Source organism: Veillonella atypica KON, assembly GCF_002959915.1.
Classification (GTDB): domain Bacteria; phylum Bacillota; class Negativicutes; order Veillonellales; family Veillonellaceae; genus Veillonella; species Veillonella atypica.
This window is the reverse complement of sequence record NZ_PPDE01000011.1, coordinates 42,005-64,176: the sequence shown is the minus strand read 5'-3', so window position 1 is coordinate 64,176 and position 22,172 is coordinate 42,005. Positions and strand designations below refer to the sequence as shown.

Annotated in this window: 22 protein-coding genes; all 22 read left to right on the top strand. The window is 38.8% G+C overall.

Annotated features, from left to right (window positions below; genetic code table 11):
• Position 1 precedes the first annotated feature (1 nt).
• On the top strand, positions 2–1,306 hold the full coding sequence (locus VAHSUH02_RS09275) for a 3-deoxy-D-manno-octulosonic acid transferase (protein WP_005383045.1): 1,305 nt from the start codon (positions 2–4) through the stop codon (positions 1,304–1,306).
• A 39-nt stretch (positions 1,307–1,345) separates the two neighbouring features.
• A complete protein-coding gene (gene lpxK / locus VAHSUH02_RS09270) occupies positions 1,346–2,458 on the top strand; it encodes a tetraacyldisaccharide 4'-kinase (RefSeq protein ID WP_005383044.1) in 1,113 nt (370 codons plus the stop codon).
• 44 nt (positions 2,459–2,502) lie between these two features.
• Positions 2,503–3,234, top strand: a complete 732-nt coding sequence (kdsB, locus tag VAHSUH02_RS09265; RefSeq protein WP_005381737.1) for a 3-deoxy-manno-octulosonate cytidylyltransferase — start codon at positions 2,503–2,505, stop codon at positions 3,232–3,234.
• On the top strand, positions 3,235–4,053 hold the full coding sequence (gene kdsA / locus VAHSUH02_RS09260; RefSeq protein ID WP_005383043.1) for a 3-deoxy-8-phosphooctulonate synthase: 819 nt from the start codon (positions 3,235–3,237) through the stop codon (positions 4,051–4,053). It begins immediately after the preceding gene.
• A gap of 12 nt (positions 4,054–4,065) precedes the next feature.
• Positions 4,066–5,037 carry a KpsF/GutQ family sugar-phosphate isomerase gene (locus VAHSUH02_RS09255; RefSeq protein ID WP_005383042.1) on the top strand — a complete coding sequence of 324 codons (972 nt, stop codon included), beginning with the start codon at positions 4,066–4,068 and terminating at the stop codon, positions 5,035–5,037.
• Entirely contained in the window at positions 5,037–5,558 is a 522-nt protein-coding gene (locus VAHSUH02_RS09250) for a KdsC family phosphatase (RefSeq protein WP_005383035.1), read from the top strand. The genes VAHSUH02_RS09255 and VAHSUH02_RS09250 overlap by 1 nt, the downstream gene beginning before the upstream one ends.
• A gap of 14 nt (positions 5,559–5,572) precedes the next feature.
• A complete protein-coding gene (locus VAHSUH02_RS09245) occupies positions 5,573–6,505 on the top strand; it encodes a lysophospholipid acyltransferase family protein (RefSeq protein ID WP_005376592.1) in 933 nt (310 codons plus the stop codon).
• Complete coding sequence (gene lptC, locus VAHSUH02_RS09240) at positions 6,492–7,028, top strand: LPS export ABC transporter periplasmic protein LptC (RefSeq protein WP_005376610.1); 537 nt, start codon at positions 6,492–6,494, stop codon at positions 7,026–7,028. The genes VAHSUH02_RS09245 and lptC overlap by 14 nt, the downstream gene beginning before the upstream one ends.
• 15 nt (positions 7,029–7,043) lie before the next feature.
• On the top strand, positions 7,044–7,763 hold the full coding sequence (locus tag VAHSUH02_RS09235; protein ID WP_005383033.1) for an LptA/OstA family protein: 720 nt from the start codon (positions 7,044–7,046) through the stop codon (positions 7,761–7,763).
• 13 nt (positions 7,764–7,776) lie between these two features.
• A complete protein-coding gene (lptB, locus tag VAHSUH02_RS09230; RefSeq protein ID WP_005376602.1) occupies positions 7,777–8,496 on the top strand; it encodes an LPS export ABC transporter ATP-binding protein in 720 nt (239 codons plus the stop codon).
• An 8-nt stretch (positions 8,497–8,504) separates the two neighbouring features.
• Positions 8,505–9,596 carry an LptF/LptG family permease gene (locus tag VAHSUH02_RS09225; protein ID WP_005376634.1) on the top strand — a complete coding sequence of 364 codons (1,092 nt, stop codon included), beginning with the start codon at positions 8,505–8,507 and terminating at the stop codon, positions 9,594–9,596.
• Between the two features lie 45 nt (positions 9,597–9,641).
• Positions 9,642–10,850, top strand: a complete 1,209-nt coding sequence (locus VAHSUH02_RS09220; RefSeq protein ID WP_005376558.1) for a DUF3084 domain-containing protein — start codon at positions 9,642–9,644, stop codon at positions 10,848–10,850.
• Positions 10,851–10,946: 96 nt separating this feature from the next.
• Positions 10,947–11,471 (top strand): RuvC family protein, encoded by a 525-nt coding sequence (locus VAHSUH02_RS09215; protein WP_005383030.1) that lies wholly within the window; start codon positions 10,947–10,949, stop codon positions 11,469–11,471.
• Complete coding sequence (locus VAHSUH02_RS09210) at positions 11,464–12,333, top strand: YitT family protein (protein ID WP_005376568.1); 870 nt, start codon at positions 11,464–11,466, stop codon at positions 12,331–12,333. Before VAHSUH02_RS09215 ends, VAHSUH02_RS09210 begins: the two co-directional genes overlap by 8 nt.
• Positions 12,334–12,343: 10 nt before the next feature.
• Positions 12,344–12,916 (top strand): signal peptidase I, encoded by a 573-nt coding sequence (gene lepB / locus VAHSUH02_RS09205; protein ID WP_005381809.1) that lies wholly within the window; start codon positions 12,344–12,346, stop codon positions 12,914–12,916.
• 254 nt (positions 12,917–13,170) lie between these two features.
• On the top strand, positions 13,171–14,442 hold the full coding sequence (locus VAHSUH02_RS09200) for an S-layer homology domain-containing protein (RefSeq protein ID WP_005383024.1): 1,272 nt from the start codon (positions 13,171–13,173) through the stop codon (positions 14,440–14,442).
• Positions 14,443–14,904: 462 nt separating this feature from the next.
• Positions 14,905–16,167, top strand: a complete 1,263-nt coding sequence (locus VAHSUH02_RS09195) for an S-layer homology domain-containing protein (protein WP_005383021.1) — start codon at positions 14,905–14,907, stop codon at positions 16,165–16,167.
• Between the two features lie 559 nt (positions 16,168–16,726).
• The gene (locus tag VAHSUH02_RS09190) at positions 16,727–18,007 is read left to right on the top strand and encodes an S-layer homology domain-containing protein (protein WP_105112060.1); all 1,281 of its coding nucleotides are present in this window, start codon (positions 16,727–16,729) and stop codon (positions 18,005–18,007) included.
• Between the two features lie 107 nt (positions 18,008–18,114).
• Entirely contained in the window at positions 18,115–18,927 is an 813-nt protein-coding gene (locus VAHSUH02_RS09185; RefSeq protein WP_005383014.1) for a Cof-type HAD-IIB family hydrolase, read from the top strand.
• A gap of 11 nt (positions 18,928–18,938) precedes the next feature.
• A complete protein-coding gene (gene rapZ / locus VAHSUH02_RS09180; protein ID WP_005383013.1) occupies positions 18,939–19,850 on the top strand; it encodes an RNase adapter RapZ in 912 nt (303 codons plus the stop codon).
• Between the two features lie 11 nt (positions 19,851–19,861).
• Complete coding sequence (gene yvcK, locus VAHSUH02_RS09175) at positions 19,862–21,211, top strand: uridine diphosphate-N-acetylglucosamine-binding protein YvcK (protein WP_005383012.1); 1,350 nt, start codon at positions 19,862–19,864, stop codon at positions 21,209–21,211.
• A 12-nt stretch (positions 21,212–21,223) separates the two neighbouring features.
• Entirely contained in the window at positions 21,224–22,171 is a 948-nt protein-coding gene (whiA, locus tag VAHSUH02_RS09170) for a DNA-binding protein WhiA (RefSeq protein WP_005383011.1), read from the top strand.
• The last annotated feature ends 1 nt before the right edge of the window (position 22,172 follow it).

The following is a 22,172-nucleotide window of genomic DNA, read 5'->3' as shown; positions in this document are numbered from 1 at the left end:
CATGTACTGGATATATAATGTATTGCTCATATTTTATTGGATTGGCCTAATTCCGGTTATCCTATATCGTCTTGCTTTTGAAGATGGTTTCTATGAGCGTATAAAACAAAGTGCAGGATATATGCCTGCTACATTACTAAAAAAAATAGAAGGACGTCGTGCGATTTGGATTCATGCTGCATCAGTTGGGGAGATTGTTGCAACAAGTCCTCTTGTAAAAGAGATTAAGCGAGAATTTCCAGAAGCAGTAGTTGTTGTATCTGTTGTTACGGCTACAGGTCATGCAATGGCACATCGAATTATTCCGGAAGCTGAAGGCATAATTTTCTTCCCCTTAGATTTACCATACTTAACACGTAAAATTTTGCATATCATTAAACCGATTGCTATTTTATTAGTAGAGACAGAAATTTGGCCAAATTTCTTGCGTATCGCTGAGTCTGAAAAGATTCCAGTTATGATGGTGAATGGTCGTATTTCCGATCGCAGTATGAAACGCTATCGCTACATTAGTGCTTTCACTCGTGAAATGTTGAGCTCTATCGAACGATTCTGTATGCAATCAAATTTTGATGCAGAATATATTGCACAGCTTGGTGCGAACCCTGATGAAATCACTGTTACTGGCAATATGAAGTATGATCAAACCTATGCGACAGTATCCGAAGAAGAAAAGCAAGCCTTGTTAGACGAATTTGGATTTGGTCATAATCACCCTATTATCGTTGCAGGCAGTACACATAAGGGGGAAGATGAAGCCGTATTTGAATCTTTTAAACAGGTTTTAGTAGAGTATCCTAATGCAAGATTACTTATTGCGCCTCGTGAGATTTATAGAGGCCATGATGTACAGGCCTTAGCAAAACATTATGGCTTGGAAGCGATTTGTCGCAGTGATATGACTGAGCCTGTCCATAAGGAAATTCCTGTAGTAGTGCTTGATACAATAGGGGAACTTGGTCGTTTATACAGCTTAGGCGATATCATTTTCGTAGGTGGTTCTCTTGTTAAAACAGGGGGGCACAATATTCTAGAACCAGCTGCTCATGGAAAACCTATTATTGTGGGCCCACATATGTTTAATTTTAAGGAAATTTTTAATCTCTTACATTCTAGACATGCATGTGAGCAAGTTAAAAATCAAAAAGATTTAACCACTATGATTTTACATCTCTGTAAACACCCTGAATTAGCGAAAGAAATGGGGCAGAATTGCTTAGATATTATCCGTGAAAATCGTGGTGCAACGCGTCGCAATACGCAAGAATTACGTCAACTATTTGAATCACATCATATTATTCCTTAAGAAATATTGGTGTAATCGATACGGAAGGAGGTGCCTACTATGAATGGTGAAGATATGTTTAAGAGCATTGTAAGCGGCGAAGATCAATCTATCTTAGGCGATGTAGCCAGGGCTGGGTTATCACTTCTTAGTAAGGGGTATAAAAAAGCTGTTACTATGCGTAACGCAAAGTTTGATGCAAATAAAGGTGTTGTAAAAGTATCGGTACCTGTAATTAGTGTTGGTAATATAACAGCTGGTGGAACTGGTAAAACTCCAATGGTTAGACTTATCTGTGATATTTTAGGACAGAAAGGCTTTCATCCAACTGTATTGAGCCGTGGTTATAGAGCTAAAGATAATAGTCAAAATACAATTATTTCCAAGCATGGATCTATTTTAGTAGAGCCTGAGGAAAGTGGAGATGAAGCTTGGCTATTAGCAAAGGTGTTACCAAAATCTAGTGTGATTATTGGTCGTAATCGTATAGAATCGGCACGTATAGCAATTGAAGAGTTAGGTGCTGATTATCTTGTAATGGATGATGGTTTTCAACATCGTGCGTTGCATCGAGATAAGGATATCGTATTAATCGATGCATCGAATCCTTTTGGCTATGAACATGTATTGCCAAGAGGATTATTACGTGAGCCTATGGAGGGCCTTGCACGAGCTGATATTATTGTGCTTACAAAAGTAGATCAAGTTGATCCAGGATTGGTTGCAGCACTTAGAAAACGATTAGCTCGGATGGCGCCACAAAAGCCTGTTTATGAAACCATTCATAAACCACGTGCAGTCTATACACTTGAGGCATGGGCTAATGGTGATGAAGGACATCCTATTGGTACTGATGTCGATTTACCTATTATGGCCGTAAGTGGTATCGGTAATCCTAAATCCTTTACGAAAACGCTAGAAGGCTGTGGTTACGACGTAGTACATACAATGGGTTTTGGTGATCATCATGATTTTTCGGATGATGATGTAGTAGAAATTTGGAAGCAAGCTTTTGCTCATCAAGCCAAGGCGATTATGATTACTGAAAAGAATGCTGTTAAATTAAGTCAGTTGCATACAATTGAAGACTTGAAAATACCGATTCTAGTGCTATCCATAGGTATTGAGTTCATCTCTGGAAAACAAGAATTCATAGAAAATTTAGAGATTTAGTGTATAATAATAAGATACGCAAATAAAAGAAATGGGGTTTTATTGTGAATATTGGTTGTGTGATTCCAGCTCGATTTGGTTCCACGAGATTGCCAGGAAAACCTTTGGCAGATATCGCGGGTAAACCTATGATTCAACGTGTTTATGAACGTGTTACACAGGCGAAGAGACCACAAGTAGTTATTGTGGCTACTGATGATCAACGCGTATATGATGCGGTTAAATCTTTTGGTGGTACGGTTGTTATGACTGATGCCAATCATCCGACTGGTACTGACCGATTAGCTGAAGTAGCACAACAATATACCGATCTAGATGTTATTATCAATGTACAAGGTGATGAACCTATGATTGATGCGCATTTAATCGATCAGTTAGGAGAACTTTTTGAAGATGATGCACATCTACAAATGGCTACAGTAGCAACTCCTTTATTAAAAGAAGAGTATGATGAACCTTCTGCGGTGAAGGTTATACTTAATAAACGAAATGATGCGATGTATTTTTCTCGCTCCTTAATTCCATATCCACGTCATGATTTTGTTAATGCTCCTTTAAAGCATATTGGTATTTATGCATATCGTCGTCAATTTTTATTAGACTATGCAAAGATGGAGCCAACTGCAGCAGAGCAAACAGAGTCGTTAGAGCAGTTGAGAGCGTTAGAAAATGGATTTTCCATCCGCGTCATTACTACAGATAAACGATTTGTTGGTGTTGATACACCAGAAGACTTAGCTCGTGTAAATGAAATATTCGAGCAAGAGGAGAAATAAATGAAAACAGTAAACGTTGGTAATATGACAATTGGTGGCGGTAAAGGGCTGTTTGTATTAGCAGGCCCATGCGTAATCGAAGATTACGACCGCACATTGGCAATTGGCAAAGAGGCTAAAGCAATTTGTGAACGCCTAGGCATTCCTTATGTATTTAAGGCTTCTTTTGACAAAGCTAATCGCTCTAGCTTCAATTCTTTCCGTGGTCCAGGTCTAGAAGAAGGTCTAAAAATTTTAGCGTCCATCAAAAAAGAACTAAATGTACCAGTTGTTAGCGACATCCATTCTATTGAACAAATTGAACCAACAGCAGAAGTGTTGGATATTCTCCAAATTCCTGCATTCTTATGTCGTCAAACTGATCTAGTTTACGGTGCTGCTAAAACGGGCAAATGCGTAAATGTAAAAAAAGGTCAATTCATGGCTCCAAAAGATATGGAGAATGTTCTTAATAAAATGAAAGAATCGGGCAATGAAAATCTTATGCTTACAGAACGTGGTTTTAGCTTTGGCTATAATAATCTCGTTGTAGATATGAGATCATTCCCTATTATGCGTTCCTTTGATTATCCAGTAATTTTTGATGCTACTCATAGTGTGCAATTACCAGGTGGGGCTGGTACAAAATCTAGTGGCAATCGAGAATTCGTGCCAAATTTGGCACGTGCCGCTGTTGCTAGTGGTGTAGATGGTTTATTCTTTGAAGTACATGATAATCCTGAAGAAGCGCTTTCCGATGGTCCAAACATGGTATATTTAAATCAATTCGAAGACTTATTAAAAGACTTAGTAGCTATTGATAAAATCGTTAAACGATAAGGGGCGATAGTATTGGATATTTTAGAACAGGCCGCTCAAGTGCTTCATGAGGAAGCTCAAGCGATAGAACAGTTAATAACAACATTAGATCAAAGTTTTGTAAATGCTGTTAACATGATTCTTGCATGCAAAGGTCGTGTTGTATGTACTGGCATGGGTAAATCTGGACATATTGGTCGTAAGATTGCTGCTACATTAGCGAGTACAGGTACACCAGCATTATTTATGCACCCAGGGGAAGGTGTTCATGGCGATCTAGGTATGATTACTGAAGATGATGTGGTACTTGCCTTTTCTAATAGTGGGGAAACAGGTGAAATCATTGGTATTTTGCCTTCATTGCGCCGCATAGGTGCTAAATTGATTTGCGTTGTAGGAAAACCTGAATCTACATTGGCTAAAAATTCCGATGTTGTATTATTGGCGCAAGTTGAACGTGAAGCATGTCCGTTAGGATTGGCACCAACTACAAGTACAACAGTAGCATTGGCCTTGGGCGATGCTTTGGCGGTATGTTTACTAGAGCGTCATCATTTTACGCCGGAAAACTTCGCTGTTTTCCATCCAGGTGGCTCACTTGGAAGACGTTTATTGTTGACTGTTGAAAATATTATGCATGGTGGTGAAGATAATCCAGTTGTACACAAAGGGGCAACCGTTCGTGATGCTCTGTTTGTAATGACGGAAAAAGGACTTGGTGCCACTAGCGTTATCGATGAAGATGGTCACTTAATCGGTCTTGTAACTGATGGTGATGTGCGTCGCGGTCTTGATTCTGGTAGCAACTTCTTAGAGTGGCCAGTTGAAGATATGATGACGAATATGCCACGTACTATTACAAAGGATAAATTGGCTGCTGAAGCACTTCATGTAATGGAAAAAAATCAACCTCGTCCTATTACAGTACTACCTGTAGTAGATGAAGACGGCCATGCAATGGGGATTGTTCACATTACAGACTTACTTCGTCGAGGCATTGTGTAATGAATATTAAGTGGATTATCCTCGATGTTGATGGTGTATTAACAGATGGAAAATTAATCTATACATCGAGTGGTGAAGAAATAAAGGCCTTCTCTGCGAGAGACGGATTAGGTCTAGCCGCTGCTCATAAAGCAGGGATTTCACTAGGCATTATAACGGCTCGCACATCGCCTATGGTGGAACGGCGTGCTAAGGAATTAAAATTTGATGCTTTATTGATGGGGCATGCTAATAAAACGGAGGCTCTACGTTCTCTATGTGAAAGCCATCATATTGAGTTGGCGCATATAGCTTATATGGGTGATGATTTAAATGACCTAGGGGCTTTATCTCTCGTAGGCTTGCCGATGGCTCCTCAAGATGCGGCGGCTGAGGTTAAGGAATTGGCTCAATTTGTATCAAATCACAATGGTGGATTTGGTGCCGTGCGAGATGCTGTTGAATATATTTTAAAAGCTCAAAACATGTGGGATTCAGTCGTAAAAGACTATGCTATGGAGGCTCATAACCATGGTCAATAAAGGAGGTGAGCAGAATGAATAATGAATGGCAATACCATGTCGTTAAGGGAATCAGTTGGCTTGTATGTCGACTGCCGTATAAGCTCATTTTGCTCATAGGTGCTAGCTTAGGACCCCTGTATGGAGTTATTGCAAAAAAGCAAAAGCTAAGAGGCATTAAAAATATAAAAATTGGCATGAATATGAATGACGAACAGGCAGAGGCTTTAATTGAAAAGCTATTCAAAAACCTAGGTCGAAGCGTTATGGAAATTCTGTATATGCCGAATTTGACTAAGAAATTTATTAATGAGCATATCGAAATGCGCGGTGTAGAGCATTTGGATAATGCTATTAAAGAAGATAAAGGCGTTATTGTTCTTACTGGGCATGTAGGCAACTGGGAATGGATGGGGGCTGCGTTAGCTGCACATGGTTATCCATCTACAACTATTGTAAAAAAACAACCTAATGCACAATTTACACGCTTTATGAATGAATATCGTGAAATGGTTGGTCTCGATGTGTTTGCCAGCGGTGGTAATGAAATAGTTTCTGCTGCAAAAGCATTGAAAAAGAAGAAATTGTTGGGCTTTTTGGCCGATCAAGATGGATATATTCACGGGTTACCGGTGCCATTTTTAGGGCAACCTTCTTCTGCTGTTGTAGGACCGGCTACATTTGCTAAAAAATTCGGTTCTCCTGTAGTACCAATTTTTACATCTAGAAAGCCTGAAGGCGGACATATTGTTCATATCTTGCCACCATTACATTACAATAATAGTGGCGATGATGATGTAGATATGTATACGTTGACAGAAGAGTGTGTACGCGTAACAGAAGACTTTATTCGTGAACATCCAGATGAGTGGATTTGGTTCCAACATCGGTGGATGACTAAGATGAGCGAAATCGTTGATTATTATAAGAAACTAGAGATTCGGGAGAGAGCACATGAAAAACAATAAAAAATTAATCGCTATTGTCGTGGCTATCGTCATTGCTCTAGTTGGTCTAATCGCGTTCATTTTGCACGACTCTGGAGACTCTTCTTCTAAAGGGGCTAATAATGGGCAACTGGTGAATTTCCAAGGTGCCGAGCTTCAAGAAGAGAAGGACGGTAAGTTGGTATGGGCCCTATCTGCAGAGAAAATCGAGTATGACCCTCGTTCAAAATCGATTGTACTCACTAATTTAAAGGGTCTTTTCTATCAAGATGATGTGACAACAACGATTACGGCACCTCATGCTGTATTGTCTGGCGATCATAGTTCCCTTGATATTGATGGTGGTGTAACAGCTACCAATACGGAAGGGGCTAATTTTAAGACCGATGCATTACATTTTGATAACAAAACTAAAATGCTTACATCAAAAACGGCTTTCACTTATGATTCAAAAGATATTACCTTAACTGGTGATAAGTTAGAAGGTAATATGTCGTTGAAACAAATCAAAGCGATTGGTCATGCTAAATTGACGAAAAAGTAAAGTTGAGGAATTGCGATGAATAAGAAAAAATATATGGGATTAGCTGTAATCTCAGCAATGATGATGCTATCTGTTACCGCTTGGGCTGCCAATGAAGGTCCGTTGACCATTAGTGCGGATACATTATCCTATGATGGTAATACAGGTCGTGCAGAGGCATCTGGTAATGTAGTAATTACACAACAAGATAAAACGATGACTGGTGCGAATGGATGGTACAATACTAAAACTCGTGAAGCATCTCTAGAAGGTGGCGTTTCCATGATTGGTGATAATATGTCCATGTCAGCACAATCTGTACATAGTGTAAATGATAACCAGTTCAGTGCACAGGGGGATGTTCATTTGCAACGGGATGATCGCCAAATCTTTGGTGACTCTGTTGAGTACAACTCTGATACTGAATATGGTAAGGTAGTGGGAAATGCTAAATTAATTGCAGAAGGCACTACATTGACAGGTAACCAAGTAGAAGGTTGGTTGAAAGAAATTCGCGCCGTTGCACAAGGTGGTGTAACATTTAATAATCCAGATAAAAATGTATCTGGTTCGGCAGATCGTGCTACATATACGCAAAGGCCTAATCAAAATGATGGGGTTGTATTGCTTACTGGCTCAGCACATGCAGTACAAAATGGCAATGTGTTGAATGCGCCTGAGTTAAAATTGTACTTGAAGGATAACTCTGCGGAAACATTAGGCGGACGTAGTACATTAGTTATCACACCGAACTAGTAAGGATTAATGTATGTATATAGAAACTAAGAACCTAGTCAAAACATTTAATGGTCGGAATGTAGTAGATGGTGTAAGTCTTCATGTTGAAAAAGGACAAGTCGTGGGACTATTGGGGCCTAATGGGGCTGGTAAGACTACATCGTTCTACATGATTGTAGGCATTGAAAAACCGACGACAGGTATTATTACAGTTGATGGTAAGGATATCACGATGTTACCGATGTATAAGCGGGCAGCGGAAGGCATTGGTTATTTACCCCAAGAGGCATCGATTTTTAGATCTATGACTGTTGAGGAAAATATTCGTGCCATGTTGGAAACAACAAATAAAAATCGTGATGAAATCGATCAAATTGTAAACTCTCTTATTGATGAATTTAATATTGGTCATGTGCGAGATCGTAAGGGGATGCAACTATCCGGTGGTGAACGGCGGCGTGTAGAGATTGCTCGTTGTTTGGCTTTAGAACCGAATTTTATCTTATTGGATGAACCATTTGCCGGCGTAGACCCAATTGCAGTTGCCGATATTCAACAAATTATTTTACAAGTAAAAAATAGAGGAATCGGCATTCTTATTACAGACCATAATGTGCGAGAAACATTAGGCATTGTTGATAAGGCATATATTCTAAGCACAGGTAAGATCTTATTGGAAGGTACACCTGATGAAATTGCCAATAACCCAATTGCTCGTGAACATTATTTAGGTAACAATTTTAAATTATAGGAGGGACCATGCGCTTATTAGATAAATATATTTTAAAAGCCTTTGTAGGTCCATTCCTATTTGGGGTATTTGCTTTTACCAGTATTTTCATTGGTACAGGTACATTATTCCGCATTGCTCAATATATAACAGAATATGGTGCTCCGCTACTACTCGTTATGAAAGCCTTCTTTTTAGCTATGCCAAGCATTATTTTATTGACATTCCCTATGTCTGTATTGCTTGGTTCGCTGATGGCTTTCAGCAGACTAAGTAGTACTAGTGAAATCGTAGTTATGAGGGCTGGTGGCCTTAGTTTTTTACGACTTGCAATGCCTGTATATATTTTAGCGTTGCTTATTTCTATTGGTGCTGTAGCATTTAATGAATTTGTCGTACCACGTACAAACAATATGTATCAAACCATTGTGCGCGAAGAAATTATGAAGAATGCATCGCCACAAACGCAAAATCATATTGTGCTAAAATCTATGAATGGTGACAATCTTAGTACATTGATGTATGCTAAACACTATGATAGTGAAAGTAAAAAACTAAGCATGATTACGGTCCAACAATTCAATGACAAAGGTGAACTACAACAGGTAGAAAATGCGGAAAATGCTGAATGGAATGGCCAAGTATGGGTCATGCATAGCGGTATAATCTATGACGTATCGGCCGGTGAAGGTGTAGAGCGGACAATGAAGTTTAAAGAACAAGTATTGCCAATTAAATCTTCACCAAATGAAGTACAACAAGATCAACGTAAACCAGAAGAATTGACGATTAAAGAATTGCGTCATCAAATTAAAGCATATAAAGCTGCATATACAAATTCTAATAAGTTAGAAATGGAAATGTATCAACGTTTTACCATTCCGTTGGCAAGCTTTGTATTTGCCTTAGTAGGCGCACCATTGGGCTTGCAAAAACAAAGGTCTAGTTCGTCTATCGGATTTGGTATCAGTATTTTAATTATCTTTATTTACTATGGTGTCATGACCTTTGCCGGAGCTCTTGGTAAGGGTGGTGCATTACCAACGTGGATGGCAGCAATGATTCCTGATACATTAGGTATCATTGCCGGATTATATTTAAATTGGCGTGTTTCACGCTAATAGATAGTATGTTGGATTACAATTTATTTTGAAAGGAGGGACACCATGCTTGTAGGATTAAAGATTCTCGTTATTATCGCTATCATGGGCGGGCTTATTGCCTATATGGGTGATAAACTAGGAACAAAGGTCGGTAAGCGTAGAATGTCCCTCTTCGGATTGCGTCCTAAGCATACATCGATTATTGTAACGATCGTAACAGGCCTACTCGTTGCAGCTGCAACGGTTGGTGTTCTTACAATTACATCGCAAAGCGTACGTACTGCGCTTTTTGGGATGGATCAATTGCGGGCAGATATGAATCAGCTAACAGCAGAGGTAGCTGCTAAAAATGCTGAATTAGAACAAGGTCAAGCCCTATTGGAAGCTAATAAAAAAGAATTAGCGGACCGTATGGCTGAGATTGAAACAATTCGCAAAGAGGTTGAACAAAGCCGTCAAGAATTAGCTGATGCAGAGGCTGCAAAGGTTGCTACAGAGGCAGAATTATCTGCATTACAAGCCTCCTATGATGAGGCCTCTAAAAAATTAGCTGCCTTGGAAGCTACACGGGCTAGTATGGAAAAACATATTGCGGACTTGCAGAAAACACAAGAAGAGTTAAAAACGGGGATTATTCATCTTAGAGAAGGTACGATTTTATTCCAAGTTGACCAATTATTAGCACAGGCAGTAGTGCGTAATGGTTTATCTCCTAATGAAGCGCGTGATGCGGTTAATAGTATTGTGGAAGATACAAATAAACTCGTTCTTCGTCGCTTAGGCGTTGAAGACCATGGTGAATCCGTCGTGTACGTGGACCGTCAAAATATTGAGGTCGCCATTTCTAAAATTGAAGAATCTAAAACGCCTATGGTTATCCAAGTGGTGGCAGCTGGTAATATCATTGCTGGTGAACCAGCAGTTGCGACGATTCACGTGTATCCACAACAATTTATTTATAAATCAGGTGACGTGATTGCTACGTCTGTTATCGATGGTGGTAGTAATGCTCAAGTCAATATGCTTCGTTTCTTGAAACAAGTCAATGAAGAGGCTAAGTCTAAAGGGGTTATACCAGATTCGTTGTCCGGTGATATTGGTACAATACCTGGAGATGAATTATTTTCGGCGATACGTCGCATTAGCATGCTACATGGCAAGGTATATGTAGAGGCGTATGCCGATGGTGATACATATTCATCTGGCCCTGTACACATTAAATTGCGTATTACACAGATGACAGATACGGGTAAACTTATAAAATCAAATTAGTTTCTATATAAATGGCCTATGTATTAAGATTTAATACATAGGTCTTTTATTTTGTGATAAAATATAACTATTGTATTGAGGAATGAGGAAAATAGTATGAATAATATATCGTATATAGCCGCTGTTGATCCGGGGAATGAAAAGACCGGCGTAGCTATTCTTTCACAAGCAGGTGAGCTAATATATCGAACCATTGTAGAAACTAAGACATTTAATAGTTCCTTTGAAAGTATATTAAGTACTTATCTTGGTATACATCATATCGTATGTGGTAATGGTACCAATCATAAGCATTTGTATCCATCTATACAACAAATTGGGCGCAATCATAAAATTACGACGAGTTTGATCGATGAATCACATAGTACTGAAGAGGCTCGAAAATTGTATTGGCAATATAATCCGCCTACCGGTTGGCGTAGATTCGTACCAAAAGGCATGCAATTTCCACCTGAACCAGTAGATGACTTAACAGCCTATGTCATTGGTAAGCGATATACTAAACAATTGAAGGAAGAGGATTATAATAAACTTCAAGACTGTAAAGTAGAAGAGGATTTAGAAGCTAAACGTTTAGCGGCAATTAAAAAATTATATAATGAAGGAGATACACATGAGTAATGTGATAAAAAAGATGCATTGGTCCAGTATACTACTGCGATGTATTTGGATGATTATAGGGGCCCTGATTTATACGGTGGGCCTAGATCTATTTTTAGTGCCAAATAATATCATCGATGGTGGCGTTGTTGGTATATCTTTGATGACAGCTGAACTTACGGGGATATCGTTTAGTATATTTGTAGTATTAATTAATATTCCATTCTTGTATATTGGTTATCGCATTAATGGCAAGGTATTCACCATATCTACATTGTTTTCTATCGTTTGGATGGCCATATTTTCATCCTTTGCCCATGAATTTACTCCGATTACAACCAATCCTTTTTTAGGTGCCATTTTTGGTGGTATCATACTTGGTATTGGCGTAGGCCTTATTATACGTAATGGGGGCTGCTTAGATGGGTCGGAAATCGTAGCTATTATTTTTGATAAACGAACTACATTTTCTGTAGGCGAGATTGTAATGGCCATGAATTTAGTCATCTTAGGGGCTGCCGGATTTGTATATAGTTGGGATAGTGCTATGTATTCCTTAGTAGCCTATTTTATCGCCTATAAAATGATCGATATTACAATTACAGGCCTTGAGGAATCAAAGGGGGTTATGATTATTACTGATGCAGAGAATTCAGAGAAAATTGCGGATACATTAAATGCAAAACTAAATCGAGGCGTTACCATATTATATGGTGAAGGTGGTTATTTGAAAACACCTAAGCATGCATTGTATTCAGTTGTAACTCGTTTAGAGATTACGCGTTTGAAGGATGCTGTATATGAAGTGGATCCATCAGCATTTATAACCATTCAAGATGTACACGATGTATTTGGTGGACGTTTTACTAAGAGTGGACATTAAGGGGGCTCTAATGAATAATAAATTTGTAAAAGAAACATTAGATTGGATTTATGCCATTGTATTGGCGCTAGTTATTGCAATGGTCATTCATATTTTTATCGTACAACCAACACGGGTATCCGGTGAATCCATGGAGGATACGTTACATAATGGTCAATATTTAATCGTTACCAAGTGGCAACATATTATGCGTGACGTACCTGATTATGGTCAAATCGTTATCATTGATAGTCGAGTGAACCGTGAACGTACATGGACGGATGATGTGAAAGAACCATTGATGAACTATGTTAGTGTTATCGATAAATCTGCTCAAACAAATGATGTGTGGGTAAAACGCGTGATTGGTAGACCTGGTGATACATTGGAGTTTAAAGATGGTCACGTATGGCGTAATGGAGAAGAGTTACAAGAACCTTATACAAAAGATCCAACAATGAACTATAGCCGTTCTACACCTGTTGTAGTACCTGAAGGACATGTTTTTGTAATGGGGGATAATCGAAATCACTCGAGTGATAGTCGCTTTATCGGACCTGTACCTGTAGATCATGTACTAGGTTTTGTAGAATATGCCCTATAACAGATAATAAAATATATAGAAATCTAAGGTCTTACGTGTTACAGCTCAATACTATAATGCTTTATATGAGAACGTATATTACTAAATTGTAATGTACGTTCTTTTTTATATATTATATGAAGTACTATATTGCTTGCAATCTATCTCTTTTATACATATAACGATGAATGATTTGTATAATCAATATCATTTACAATGATATTGAAAACTGATATTATTTTTATGTTATGTGAATTTTTTATTGAGAGGTTTAGATGATGAATAAGAAAAATCTATCTTTAGCAGTTGCCGCATTATCTGTTGTAGGCGTAACGACAGCCTTTGCTGCCAATCCTTTTTCTGATGTAACACCTGATAGCTGGGCCTATCAATCCGTATCGCAATTAGCTAGTGCTGGCATCATTAATGGATATCCAGATGGTACGTTTAAAGGCCAAAAGGATATTACCCGTTTTGAAATGGCTCAAATGGTTGGTAAAGCGATGGCAAACCAAGATCGTGCTAATGCAGAGCAACAAGCGATGATTAATCGCTTAGCTGATGAATTCTCTAATGAATTGTCTAATTTGGGTGTACGCGTAGCCGCCTTAGAGGACCGTGTAGGGAATGTTAAGTTTACTGGGGATGCTCGTATTAACTATGTTGAAAAGGAAGGCATTGATAATCTAGATTCGGAAGGTAAATTTGCAGCTCGTGTACGTTTGAATATGGATGCTAAAGTTAATAAGAATACATCTGTGAAAGCGCGATTAACGACAGGATCTATTGAACTTGGTGATGCAGCAAAAGATCATACTATGTCTTTTGATCTAGCTTATGTAGAGCACAAATTTGGCAAGAATCATATGGTAGATATTGGTCGCTATACACAAAGCTTTGGTGATGGTTTAATTTATTCCAGTAACTTTGATGGTATTGGGTATACAACACAAGTTGGAAAGGTAAAAGTAAATGCCGCTTATGGTTACCCAACAGTAGGTCGATTTAGTAAGGCCTCTAAAGATAATAATACTGAAATGGCGCTTATTAACCTTAGTGCACCAGTAAATAAACACTTAAATGTAGGTGGTATGTTTGCTCATGTAGGTACTACTAATGTTAAAATGGGTAATGGCAAAACTACTAATGATTTTAACAATGTATATGGTTTTAATGCACAATACAATAGTGGCAAATTCGCAACTAATGCTGAATGGGTGACCGCAACAGGTCTTAGCAATAGTGATGTTTGGAATGTCGGCGTAAAATGGGGCGACTACAAAATCACTAAGAAAAACTCCTGGCGTGTAGCGCTTGATTACTACAACCAAGAAAAGAATGCGCCTGTATTCAAGACACAAAAATATGAAGGTAATGACTTGTATGGTAAATCTCGCTATGAAGGCTATAAAGCATGGCAGCTTAGTGCGTCTTATGCACCAGAAAAGAATGTAGGCATTACAACATATTATGGCTTCCATGCTAAAACACAAGAAGGCCATAAGGTAAATGATTACTATCGTGCAGACTTGTTATTTAAATTCTAATTAATGCTTATGAAATAAGATCTATCAGAGATGATAGGTCTTATTTTTTATTAAAACTAATTAATTTGAATGAAGTTTATAAGTTTTACATATTAATTAAGGAAGTATGATAGGTTAAAATACATTATTTTATACGTAAATAAAATGAAATTTTACAAAATTTAATTTTGATAAATGCAGATAAATACTGGTTTTATTGTATAAAATTATTTCATGAAAGAAATTTCATCATATTTAATTGTATAAAATGCTTTACAAATTTGTTGACCGGATGTATATTGACATCACAGAAAGACAACACACCAAGTTGTGGTGATATACAAGAACAGAAGAAGAGGAAACGTGGATACTCATCAGGATGTTCTTATATAGATCATAACTAGATGTACAGTCTTCTGATAATATATATTTTTTTCTAAATTTGTTAGTCAAAAAGACTATATCAGAAAGAAGGAATCTATTATGAAAAAACAATTCGCAGCAGTATTTGCAGCAACAGCTCTTTTAGGTGTAACAAGCGCATTCGCAGCTAACCCATTCTCCGATGTAACTCCTGATTCTTGGGCATACCAAGCTGTATCTCAATTAGCAGCAGCTGGCATCGTTAATGGTTACCCAGATGGTACTTTCAAAGGTCAAAACGATATCACTCGTTACGAAATGGCTCAAATGGTAGCTAAAGCAATGGCTAACCAAGATAAAGCTAATGCAGAACAACAAGCAATGATTAATCGTTTGGCAGATGAATTTTCCAATGAATTGAACAACTTGGGCGTACGCGTTTCCAAATTGGAAGACCGTGTAGGTAATGTAAAAGTTACTGGTGATGCTCGTATCCGTTATCAAGGCTCTGAAGACAAAGGCGTTTACAAAGATGGTAGCAAATCCTTAACTGATGGCCGTGCTCGCGTTCAATTCAATGCAAAAGTAAATGATAAAACTGATGCAGTAGTTCGTGTTAAAGGTGGTTATGAATTCGGTGATGCTTCCAATGGTACAACTGCTAAAATTGACCGTGCATATGTAGATCACAGATTTGGTCAAAACGTATCCGCTAAGGCTGGTCGCTTCAATCAAACAATTGGTGGTGGTTTAATGTACGATGATACATTCGACGGTGCTCAATTGAACGTTGGTAACGATAAAATCCAAGTACAAGGTGCTTATGGTTACATGATGGAAGGCGCTGCAGAAGGCAATGCTAAATCTGATAATCCATCTGTATCTTATGTAGGTGTTAAAGGCAAAATCGGTCAAGAATCCTCCGTTGGTGGTTTCTACTCCAGATTGTCTAGCGGCAATTTAAAACATAATGGTGTAGCAACTCCAAATGACCATCAAAACGTATACGGCTTCAATGCGGACTTCCGCAAAGATAAAGTATGGGTTGGTGGTGAATGGTTGAAAGCTTCTGACGTAGCTAATTCTCAAGCTTGGACAGCTGGTGTAGGTTATGGTAACTACGACATCGCGAAGAAAGGTACTTGGGATGTGAAAGGTCAATACTTCAACCAAAAAGCTAATGCACCAATCGTAAGCTCCACTTGGGATCAAGCATATGACTTAACTAACACAAATAACGGTTATAAAGGTTATGTAGCAACAGTTGATTACGCTGTACAAGATAACGTAGGCTTAAGCGCTGGTTATGGTTTCAACTCTAAAGACCAAAGCGGTAAAGACTTATCCGATTTCTATCGTGCAGAACTTAACTACAAATTCTAATTGATAATCAAATAACACTATTATGAAAACCATCTCTTAATAACATATAATAGTATATATAAAGGAGCCCTCCTTAGAGGGCTCCTTTTTGTATGTGAAAATGGTTACATGCAATATGTAGTATGAGTATAAAATGACTCAAACATGAAGGCATATTAATGAATAGAAATAATTAAAATGTATTTAATAAGTATAATTTAATAATAATGATGAGAATAAATATCATTATAAGAAAAAATGGATAAATTTGTATAAAATTTTGATTTTTTTGAGTTGTAAAAAATTTAGATAAAATCTAACTTTTCCAAGATTTCAAAAAATAAATTTTTTAAAATGAGAACGTAAATGAGAAAAAAGGGTTTACATCAAAATTTCTTCGTGCTAATATCATGGCAACAAGAGGCGGTAAGCAAAACATACTGAAATCTCGATGAAGAATTATGGTGAGGAAACGTGGACACTCCCAAGAGAATTCTAAATCTTGAAATTAGAATGAATTGTGAATCGCAACTTGTGAAAACAATTTTATTCTTATTTTTCAGAAAGAAGGAATTCAACTATGAAAAAACAATTCGCAGCAATCTTTGCAGCAACAGCAGTTTTGGGTGTAACTACTGCATTCGCAGCTAACCCATTCTCCGATGTAACTCCTGATTCTTGGGCATACCAAGCAGTTTCTCAATTAGCAGCTGCTGGTATCGTTAACGGTTATCCAGATGGCACTTTCAAAGGCCAAAACGATATCACTCGTTACGAAATGGCTCAAATGGTAGCTAAAGCTATGGCTAACCAAGACCGCGCTAACGCTGAACAACAAGCTATGATCAACCGTTTGGCTGATGAATTCTCCAACGAATTGAACAACTTGGGCGTTCGTGTAGCTCGTTTGGAAGACCGCGTTGGTAACGTAAAAGTAACTGGCGATATGCGTGTAAAATGGGAAGACCAAGAACATGCTTCCTCCAATACTGATGGCCGTGCTCGTATCCAATTTAATGCAAAAGTAAATGATCGTACTGATGCAGTAGCTCGTATTAAAGCTGGTTATAACTTCGGTGATGCAAATGGTTCCACTGCAGTTTCCATGGACCGTGCATATGTAAACCACAAATTTGGCGAACGCGTATCCGCTAAAGCTGGTCGTTTCGGTCAAACATTCGGTGCTGGCTTAGCTTATGACTCCACATTCGATGGTGCTCAATTCAACGCTGGTAACGATAAAATTGCTTTCCAAGCTGCTTATGGTTACTTGACTTCCGCTAATGTGAAATACAACTCTGGTACTGCTGCAGCTCCAGTAGCAAGTGCTGTAAATAAAGATGGTAACGCAGAAGTAGTATACTTAGGCTTAAACGGTAAAGTAGGTAAACACGCTGATGTAGGCGGTTTCTACGCTCGTTTTAATGACCATAAAGCACTTGGTGCTGATAATGGTGATGGCGTTCAAAGCTACAATACTTTTAAAAATGTATACGGCTTCAATGCTAACACTAACTTCGACAAAGTTTGGGTTGGTGGCGAATGGGTAAAAGCTTCTAACGTTAAAGACTCCACAGCTTGGACTGCAGGCGTTGGTTATGGCGACTACAGCATCGCTAAAAAAGGTTCTTGGGACGTTAAAGGTCAATACTTCAACGCTAAAGAAAATGCACCTGTATTCGATTCCACTTGGAACCACAAATACATCCAAAACGCTAAAGGTTGGATGGCTTCCGTTGATTATGCATTACAACCAAATGTTGGTTTATCCGCATACTACGGCTTCGACTGGAAAACAGCTGATAGCGCAAAAACTGACAAAGCTGACTTCTACCGTGCAGAACTTAACTACAAATTCTAATTTGATAGTTACAAATATAAAAGGGACTCCTTCGGGAGTCTCTTTTTTTGTACCCCTTATAAATGGTATAATAGATAAATACAGTAATTATATAAGGAGGTCTGCCGATGAATCCTTCTTTTTCACATATTCAGATGGTAGCTATCGATTGTGATGAAACCTTGTTGCGTAGTGATAATACGGTATCAGAGTATACTAAGCATGTATTGCATCGCTTGCAAGATAAAAGCATTCGTATCACTATTGCAACGGGCCGCATGTACCAAACGGCAAAGCCTGTTGGTATGTCATTGCAGCTTGGTAATGTGCCGATGATATTATTTTCTGGAGGTCTCATTCAAGAATTAGAATCAGGTCGTAAGCTATTTGAACGGACTGTGCCATTAGATACGGTACAACGCATTTGGAAAATAGCAAGTCAATATGGTTGGCATATTCAATCTTATGTAGATGATCATCTATTGTGTCATCACCAGGATTGGCAATCGGATTTATATGAATGTCAAACAGGAGCTAAAGCTGAATTTTTAGGCGATTCGTTGTATGAACTTTCACAAGAGCCGAATAAATTAATTGCTATAGATACTGTTAAAAACATAGATTCTATCATTGATACATTGACGCCCATTGTAGGTGATACGGCTACGTTAGTGCGGAGCCAAAAGGATTTTTTAGAAATCATTGCACCTCATGTATCCAAGGGCGATGCGTTAGAGCAGTTAGCACAGCAATATGGAATTGGTTTAGAACATATCATTTCATTTGGCAATGCAGAGAACGATATATCTATGTTATCTAAAACGGGGTATGCGGTAGCTGTTGAAAATGCGGTAGATCATGTAAAATCGGTGACTCATGAGGTATGTGGGCATCATAATGAAGACGGCGTAGCTCATTGGATTGAAGAACATTTATTATAATGGAGTAAGGTATGGAAGCATTTCGTTTATTAATCGTAACCGGCATGTCTGGTGCTGGGAAAACACAGGTATTACAGGCTTTAGAAGATATGGGCTACCTTTGTGTAGATAATATTCCGCCTGTATTAATTCCAAAACTGAGTGAAATTTGTCGCCAAGGTGGGGTCCGCACCAATCGTGTGGCCCTCGTTGTCGATATTCGTGGCGGAGAGTTTTTTGAGGCTTTGTCTGCTTCGTTAGAGACCTTGAATGAGATGAAGGTAGATTATGAAATCGTGTTCATGGATGCTAGTGATGAAACCTTGATTCGTCGTTATAAAGAGTCTCGCCGTAGTCACCCGCTCGCACCAAGTGGTCGTATTACAACAGGCCTAAGAAAAGAACGGCAGATTCTAGATTCTGTGCGCCATAAAGCGGATTATATTATCGATACAACGGATATGAAAACCGCATCCTTAAAGGAATACTTGAAAAAACGCTTTACTCAAGTGGCAGATAAACACGGCATGTCCGTAACTGTTGTCAGCTTTGGCTTTAAATACGGCTTGCCATTGGATGCAGATATGATTTGGGATGTTCGTTTCTTGCCAAATCCGTTCTATATTCCAGAATATCGTCATAAAACGGGGCGTGTACAGGTTGTTAACGACTATATTCACTCCTTTGATGTAACGGATGAATTTAAAACACACTATTTTAATACCATGGATTTCCTTGTGCCTAATTATGAGAAGGAAGGGAAAGCTCAATTTATTGTAGCCGTTGGCTGTACAGGCGGTATGCACCGCTCTGTTGCCATGGCAGAGGCTTTGTATGCTCATTTATTAGAAAAAGGTTATCGTGTCACGGTGGAACATCGGGATATGATGAAGAATAATGTGGAAGAAGATTTTAATCCACATCAAGCAGATCTAGGGGATTAAAAGGGGATTATATGTTACGAAAACGTTGGTTCCGGTGGTTAATTCCGGGCCTTAATATAAAACGTTGGCTTGCTCTCTATAGCTTAGGAGTAGGCTTATTAATCATAGGCATTTCACTATTGTTTAACTATCAATGGTTATCGTATATAGAGGATATTGTTCTTGCCTATTCCTATTCCTTAACGGGATATTATAATTACAATGTATTGATTTTAGTGGGCGCAGTTCTTATTGGTATATCGGCTATTTTAATTTTAGTTGGTACGAGCAAGGTTATTAAAACCATTATCCGTGCTGTTTTACCAGATCCATCTAGCAAGGTATCTGATATTATCTTTCAAAATATCCGACTTGATAAAGGCCCTAAAATCGTCGTTATTGGTGGTGGTACGGGCTTATCCAATTTATTGCGTGGTTTGAAAGCTCACACATCTAATTTATCGGCTATCGTTACGGTTGCCGATGATGGCGGTTCTTCTGGTCGCTTGCGAGAAGATTTTAAAATGATTGCACCTGGCGATTTACGCAACTGTCTCATAGCTCTTGCAGAACAAGAAGGGGTTATGGAAAATCTTTTCCGCTATCGTTTTGAAGGGAACAATGAGCTCTCTGGTCATAGCTTTGGGAATCTCTTTATTACGGCGTTGGCACAGGTTTATGATGGCGATATAGAGGAGGCCCTCGAAGCGGCTAGTAAATTATTGCGTGTCCGCGGTCGTGTCATTCCGTCGTCTACAGAATTTATTCAACTCAGCGCTGAACTCATTGATGGCACAATTGTGGATGGTGAAAGTAATATTCCACACTCAGGAAAGAAGATTAAACGCGTATTTAGTAGTCCTGAACATCCAAAACCAGAAGGCGCTGCATTGCGCGCCATAGATGAAGCGGATGTTATCATATTAGGGCCTGGTAGTCTCTATACGAGTATCATTCCTAATTTATTGACCGACAAAATCGCGGACCATGTGCGCGCTAGTAAGGCCAATAAAATTTATATTGCAAATGTAATGACACAACCTGGTGAAACGTCAGGCTACACATTGGCTGATCACGTACAAGCTATCATCGACCATAGTGGGGGAGGCATCATCGATACGGTTCTCGCCAATGATGGACCTTTGCCAATTCAAATGGTAGAACAGTATAGCGCAGTTGGTTCAGAACCTGTGGCCATCGATTCTAAACGTTTACAAGACATGGGGATTCGCACGGTTAGAGCAACGCTCATTAGCCAAGAAAAACCGGCTATTCATGACCCAGAACGTTTAGGTAAGGTCCTTATGGATATCATATATGCTATGAAATCAGATATGGAACCACGGGTATTAGAATATTATTTACGCCGTGCGGATCATTAGAAAGGAAAACCTATGTCTTTTGCAGAAGATGTAAAAAATGAATTATGTGCCTATGAGCCTGAAACGGATACCGATGTGGCCATGAAGATTGAAGCATCCTGCTTATTGCGCATGGGTGGTTCCTTATTGCTCGGTATGAGGGGAGCTATCGGTATACGACTAGCCACTGCTAATAATGCGGTGGCTAGACGTTTGCTAGGCATACTTAAAAAACAATACGAATTGCCGACCCATGTTATGGTGCGCCAAGGTTTAAATTTGCGGAAAAAGAATATGTATACATTAACGGTGGATCCATCTCAAGAGGGGCGTCAAGCCTTAGAAGATTTGGCACTGTGGCCTGTCACCGAACAGTTGCCGCGAAAGTGGTTACACTCAATGGAGGCGCGACGCGCCTTCTTGCGCGGCGCTTTTTTAGGGGGCGGATCCGTTAATAAACCACAAAGTGATTACCATCTTGAGTTTATGACGGGCAACGAAGCTTTTGCACGAGAAATTGTATATGTATTGAAATTATTTCACATTCATGCAGGTCTGACAGAGCGTAAAGAAGAATATGTGGTATATCTTAAAGAAGGCGATGCGGTAACAAATTGTTTACAGGTCATGGGTGCTCAATCGGCATTGATGGAATTTGAAAATGTACGCATCATGAAGACCGTTCGCAATCAGATCAATCGACAGGTAAATTGTGAGACTGCAAATTTACAAAAAACCGTAGATGCAGCGGTACGTCAAGTAAAAGCCATCCGTATATTGGATGAGCATATAGGTATTGATGCATTGCCGGATAAATTGAAAATTGTAGCTAGATTGCGCTGGAATAATCCGGAAGCAAGTTTAAAAGAATTAGAAGAAATGATGAATGGTACCTTATCTAAATCTGGTATTGGACATCGTTTGAAAAAGTTAGAAGCATTAGCCCTTACATATGATCCTATGGGGCTGGAAGAGGTTTAAT

Coding starts and splice junctions, on each gene's coding strand:
- VAHSUH02_RS09235 (WP_005383033.1), top strand. CDS start 7,044: ATGAATAAGAAAAAATATATGGGATTAGCTGTAATCTCAGCAATGATG.
- VAHSUH02_RS09250 (WP_005383035.1), top strand. CDS start 5,037: ATGAATATTAAGTGGATTATCCTCGATGTTGATGGTGTATTAACAGAT.
- VAHSUH02_RS09195 (WP_005383021.1), top strand. CDS start 14,905: ATGAAAAAACAATTCGCAGCAGTATTTGCAGCAACAGCTCTTTTAGGT.
- lpxK (WP_005383044.1), top strand. CDS start 1,346: ATGAATGGTGAAGATATGTTTAAGAGCATTGTAAGCGGCGAAGATCAA.
- VAHSUH02_RS09190 (WP_105112060.1), top strand. CDS start 16,727: ATGAAAAAACAATTCGCAGCAATCTTTGCAGCAACAGCAGTTTTGGGT.
- rapZ (WP_005383013.1), top strand. CDS start 18,939: ATGGAAGCATTTCGTTTATTAATCGTAACCGGCATGTCTGGTGCTGGG.
- yvcK (WP_005383012.1), top strand. CDS start 19,862: ATGTTACGAAAACGTTGGTTCCGGTGGTTAATTCCGGGCCTTAATATA.
- VAHSUH02_RS09275 (WP_005383045.1), top strand. CDS start 2: ATGTACTGGATATATAATGTATTGCTCATATTTTATTGGATTGGCCTA.
- VAHSUH02_RS09245 (WP_005376592.1), top strand. CDS start 5,573: ATGAATAATGAATGGCAATACCATGTCGTTAAGGGAATCAGTTGGCTT.
- VAHSUH02_RS09200 (WP_005383024.1), top strand. CDS start 13,171: ATGATGAATAAGAAAAATCTATCTTTAGCAGTTGCCGCATTATCTGTT.
- VAHSUH02_RS09215 (WP_005383030.1), top strand. CDS start 10,947: ATGAATAATATATCGTATATAGCCGCTGTTGATCCGGGGAATGAAAAG.
- VAHSUH02_RS09185 (WP_005383014.1), top strand. CDS start 18,115: ATGAATCCTTCTTTTTCACATATTCAGATGGTAGCTATCGATTGTGAT.
- lepB (WP_005381809.1), top strand. CDS start 12,344: ATGAATAATAAATTTGTAAAAGAAACATTAGATTGGATTTATGCCATT.
- whiA (WP_005383011.1), top strand. CDS start 21,224: ATGTCTTTTGCAGAAGATGTAAAAAATGAATTATGTGCCTATGAGCCT.
- VAHSUH02_RS09210 (WP_005376568.1), top strand. CDS start 11,464: ATGAGTAATGTGATAAAAAAGATGCATTGGTCCAGTATACTACTGCGA.
- lptB (WP_005376602.1), top strand. CDS start 7,777: ATGTATATAGAAACTAAGAACCTAGTCAAAACATTTAATGGTCGGAAT.
- VAHSUH02_RS09220 (WP_005376558.1), top strand. CDS start 9,642: ATGCTTGTAGGATTAAAGATTCTCGTTATTATCGCTATCATGGGCGGG.
- VAHSUH02_RS09225 (WP_005376634.1), top strand. CDS start 8,505: ATGCGCTTATTAGATAAATATATTTTAAAAGCCTTTGTAGGTCCATTC.
- lptC (WP_005376610.1), top strand. CDS start 6,492: ATGAAAAACAATAAAAAATTAATCGCTATTGTCGTGGCTATCGTCATT.
- kdsA (WP_005383043.1), top strand. CDS start 3,235: ATGAAAACAGTAAACGTTGGTAATATGACAATTGGTGGCGGTAAAGGG.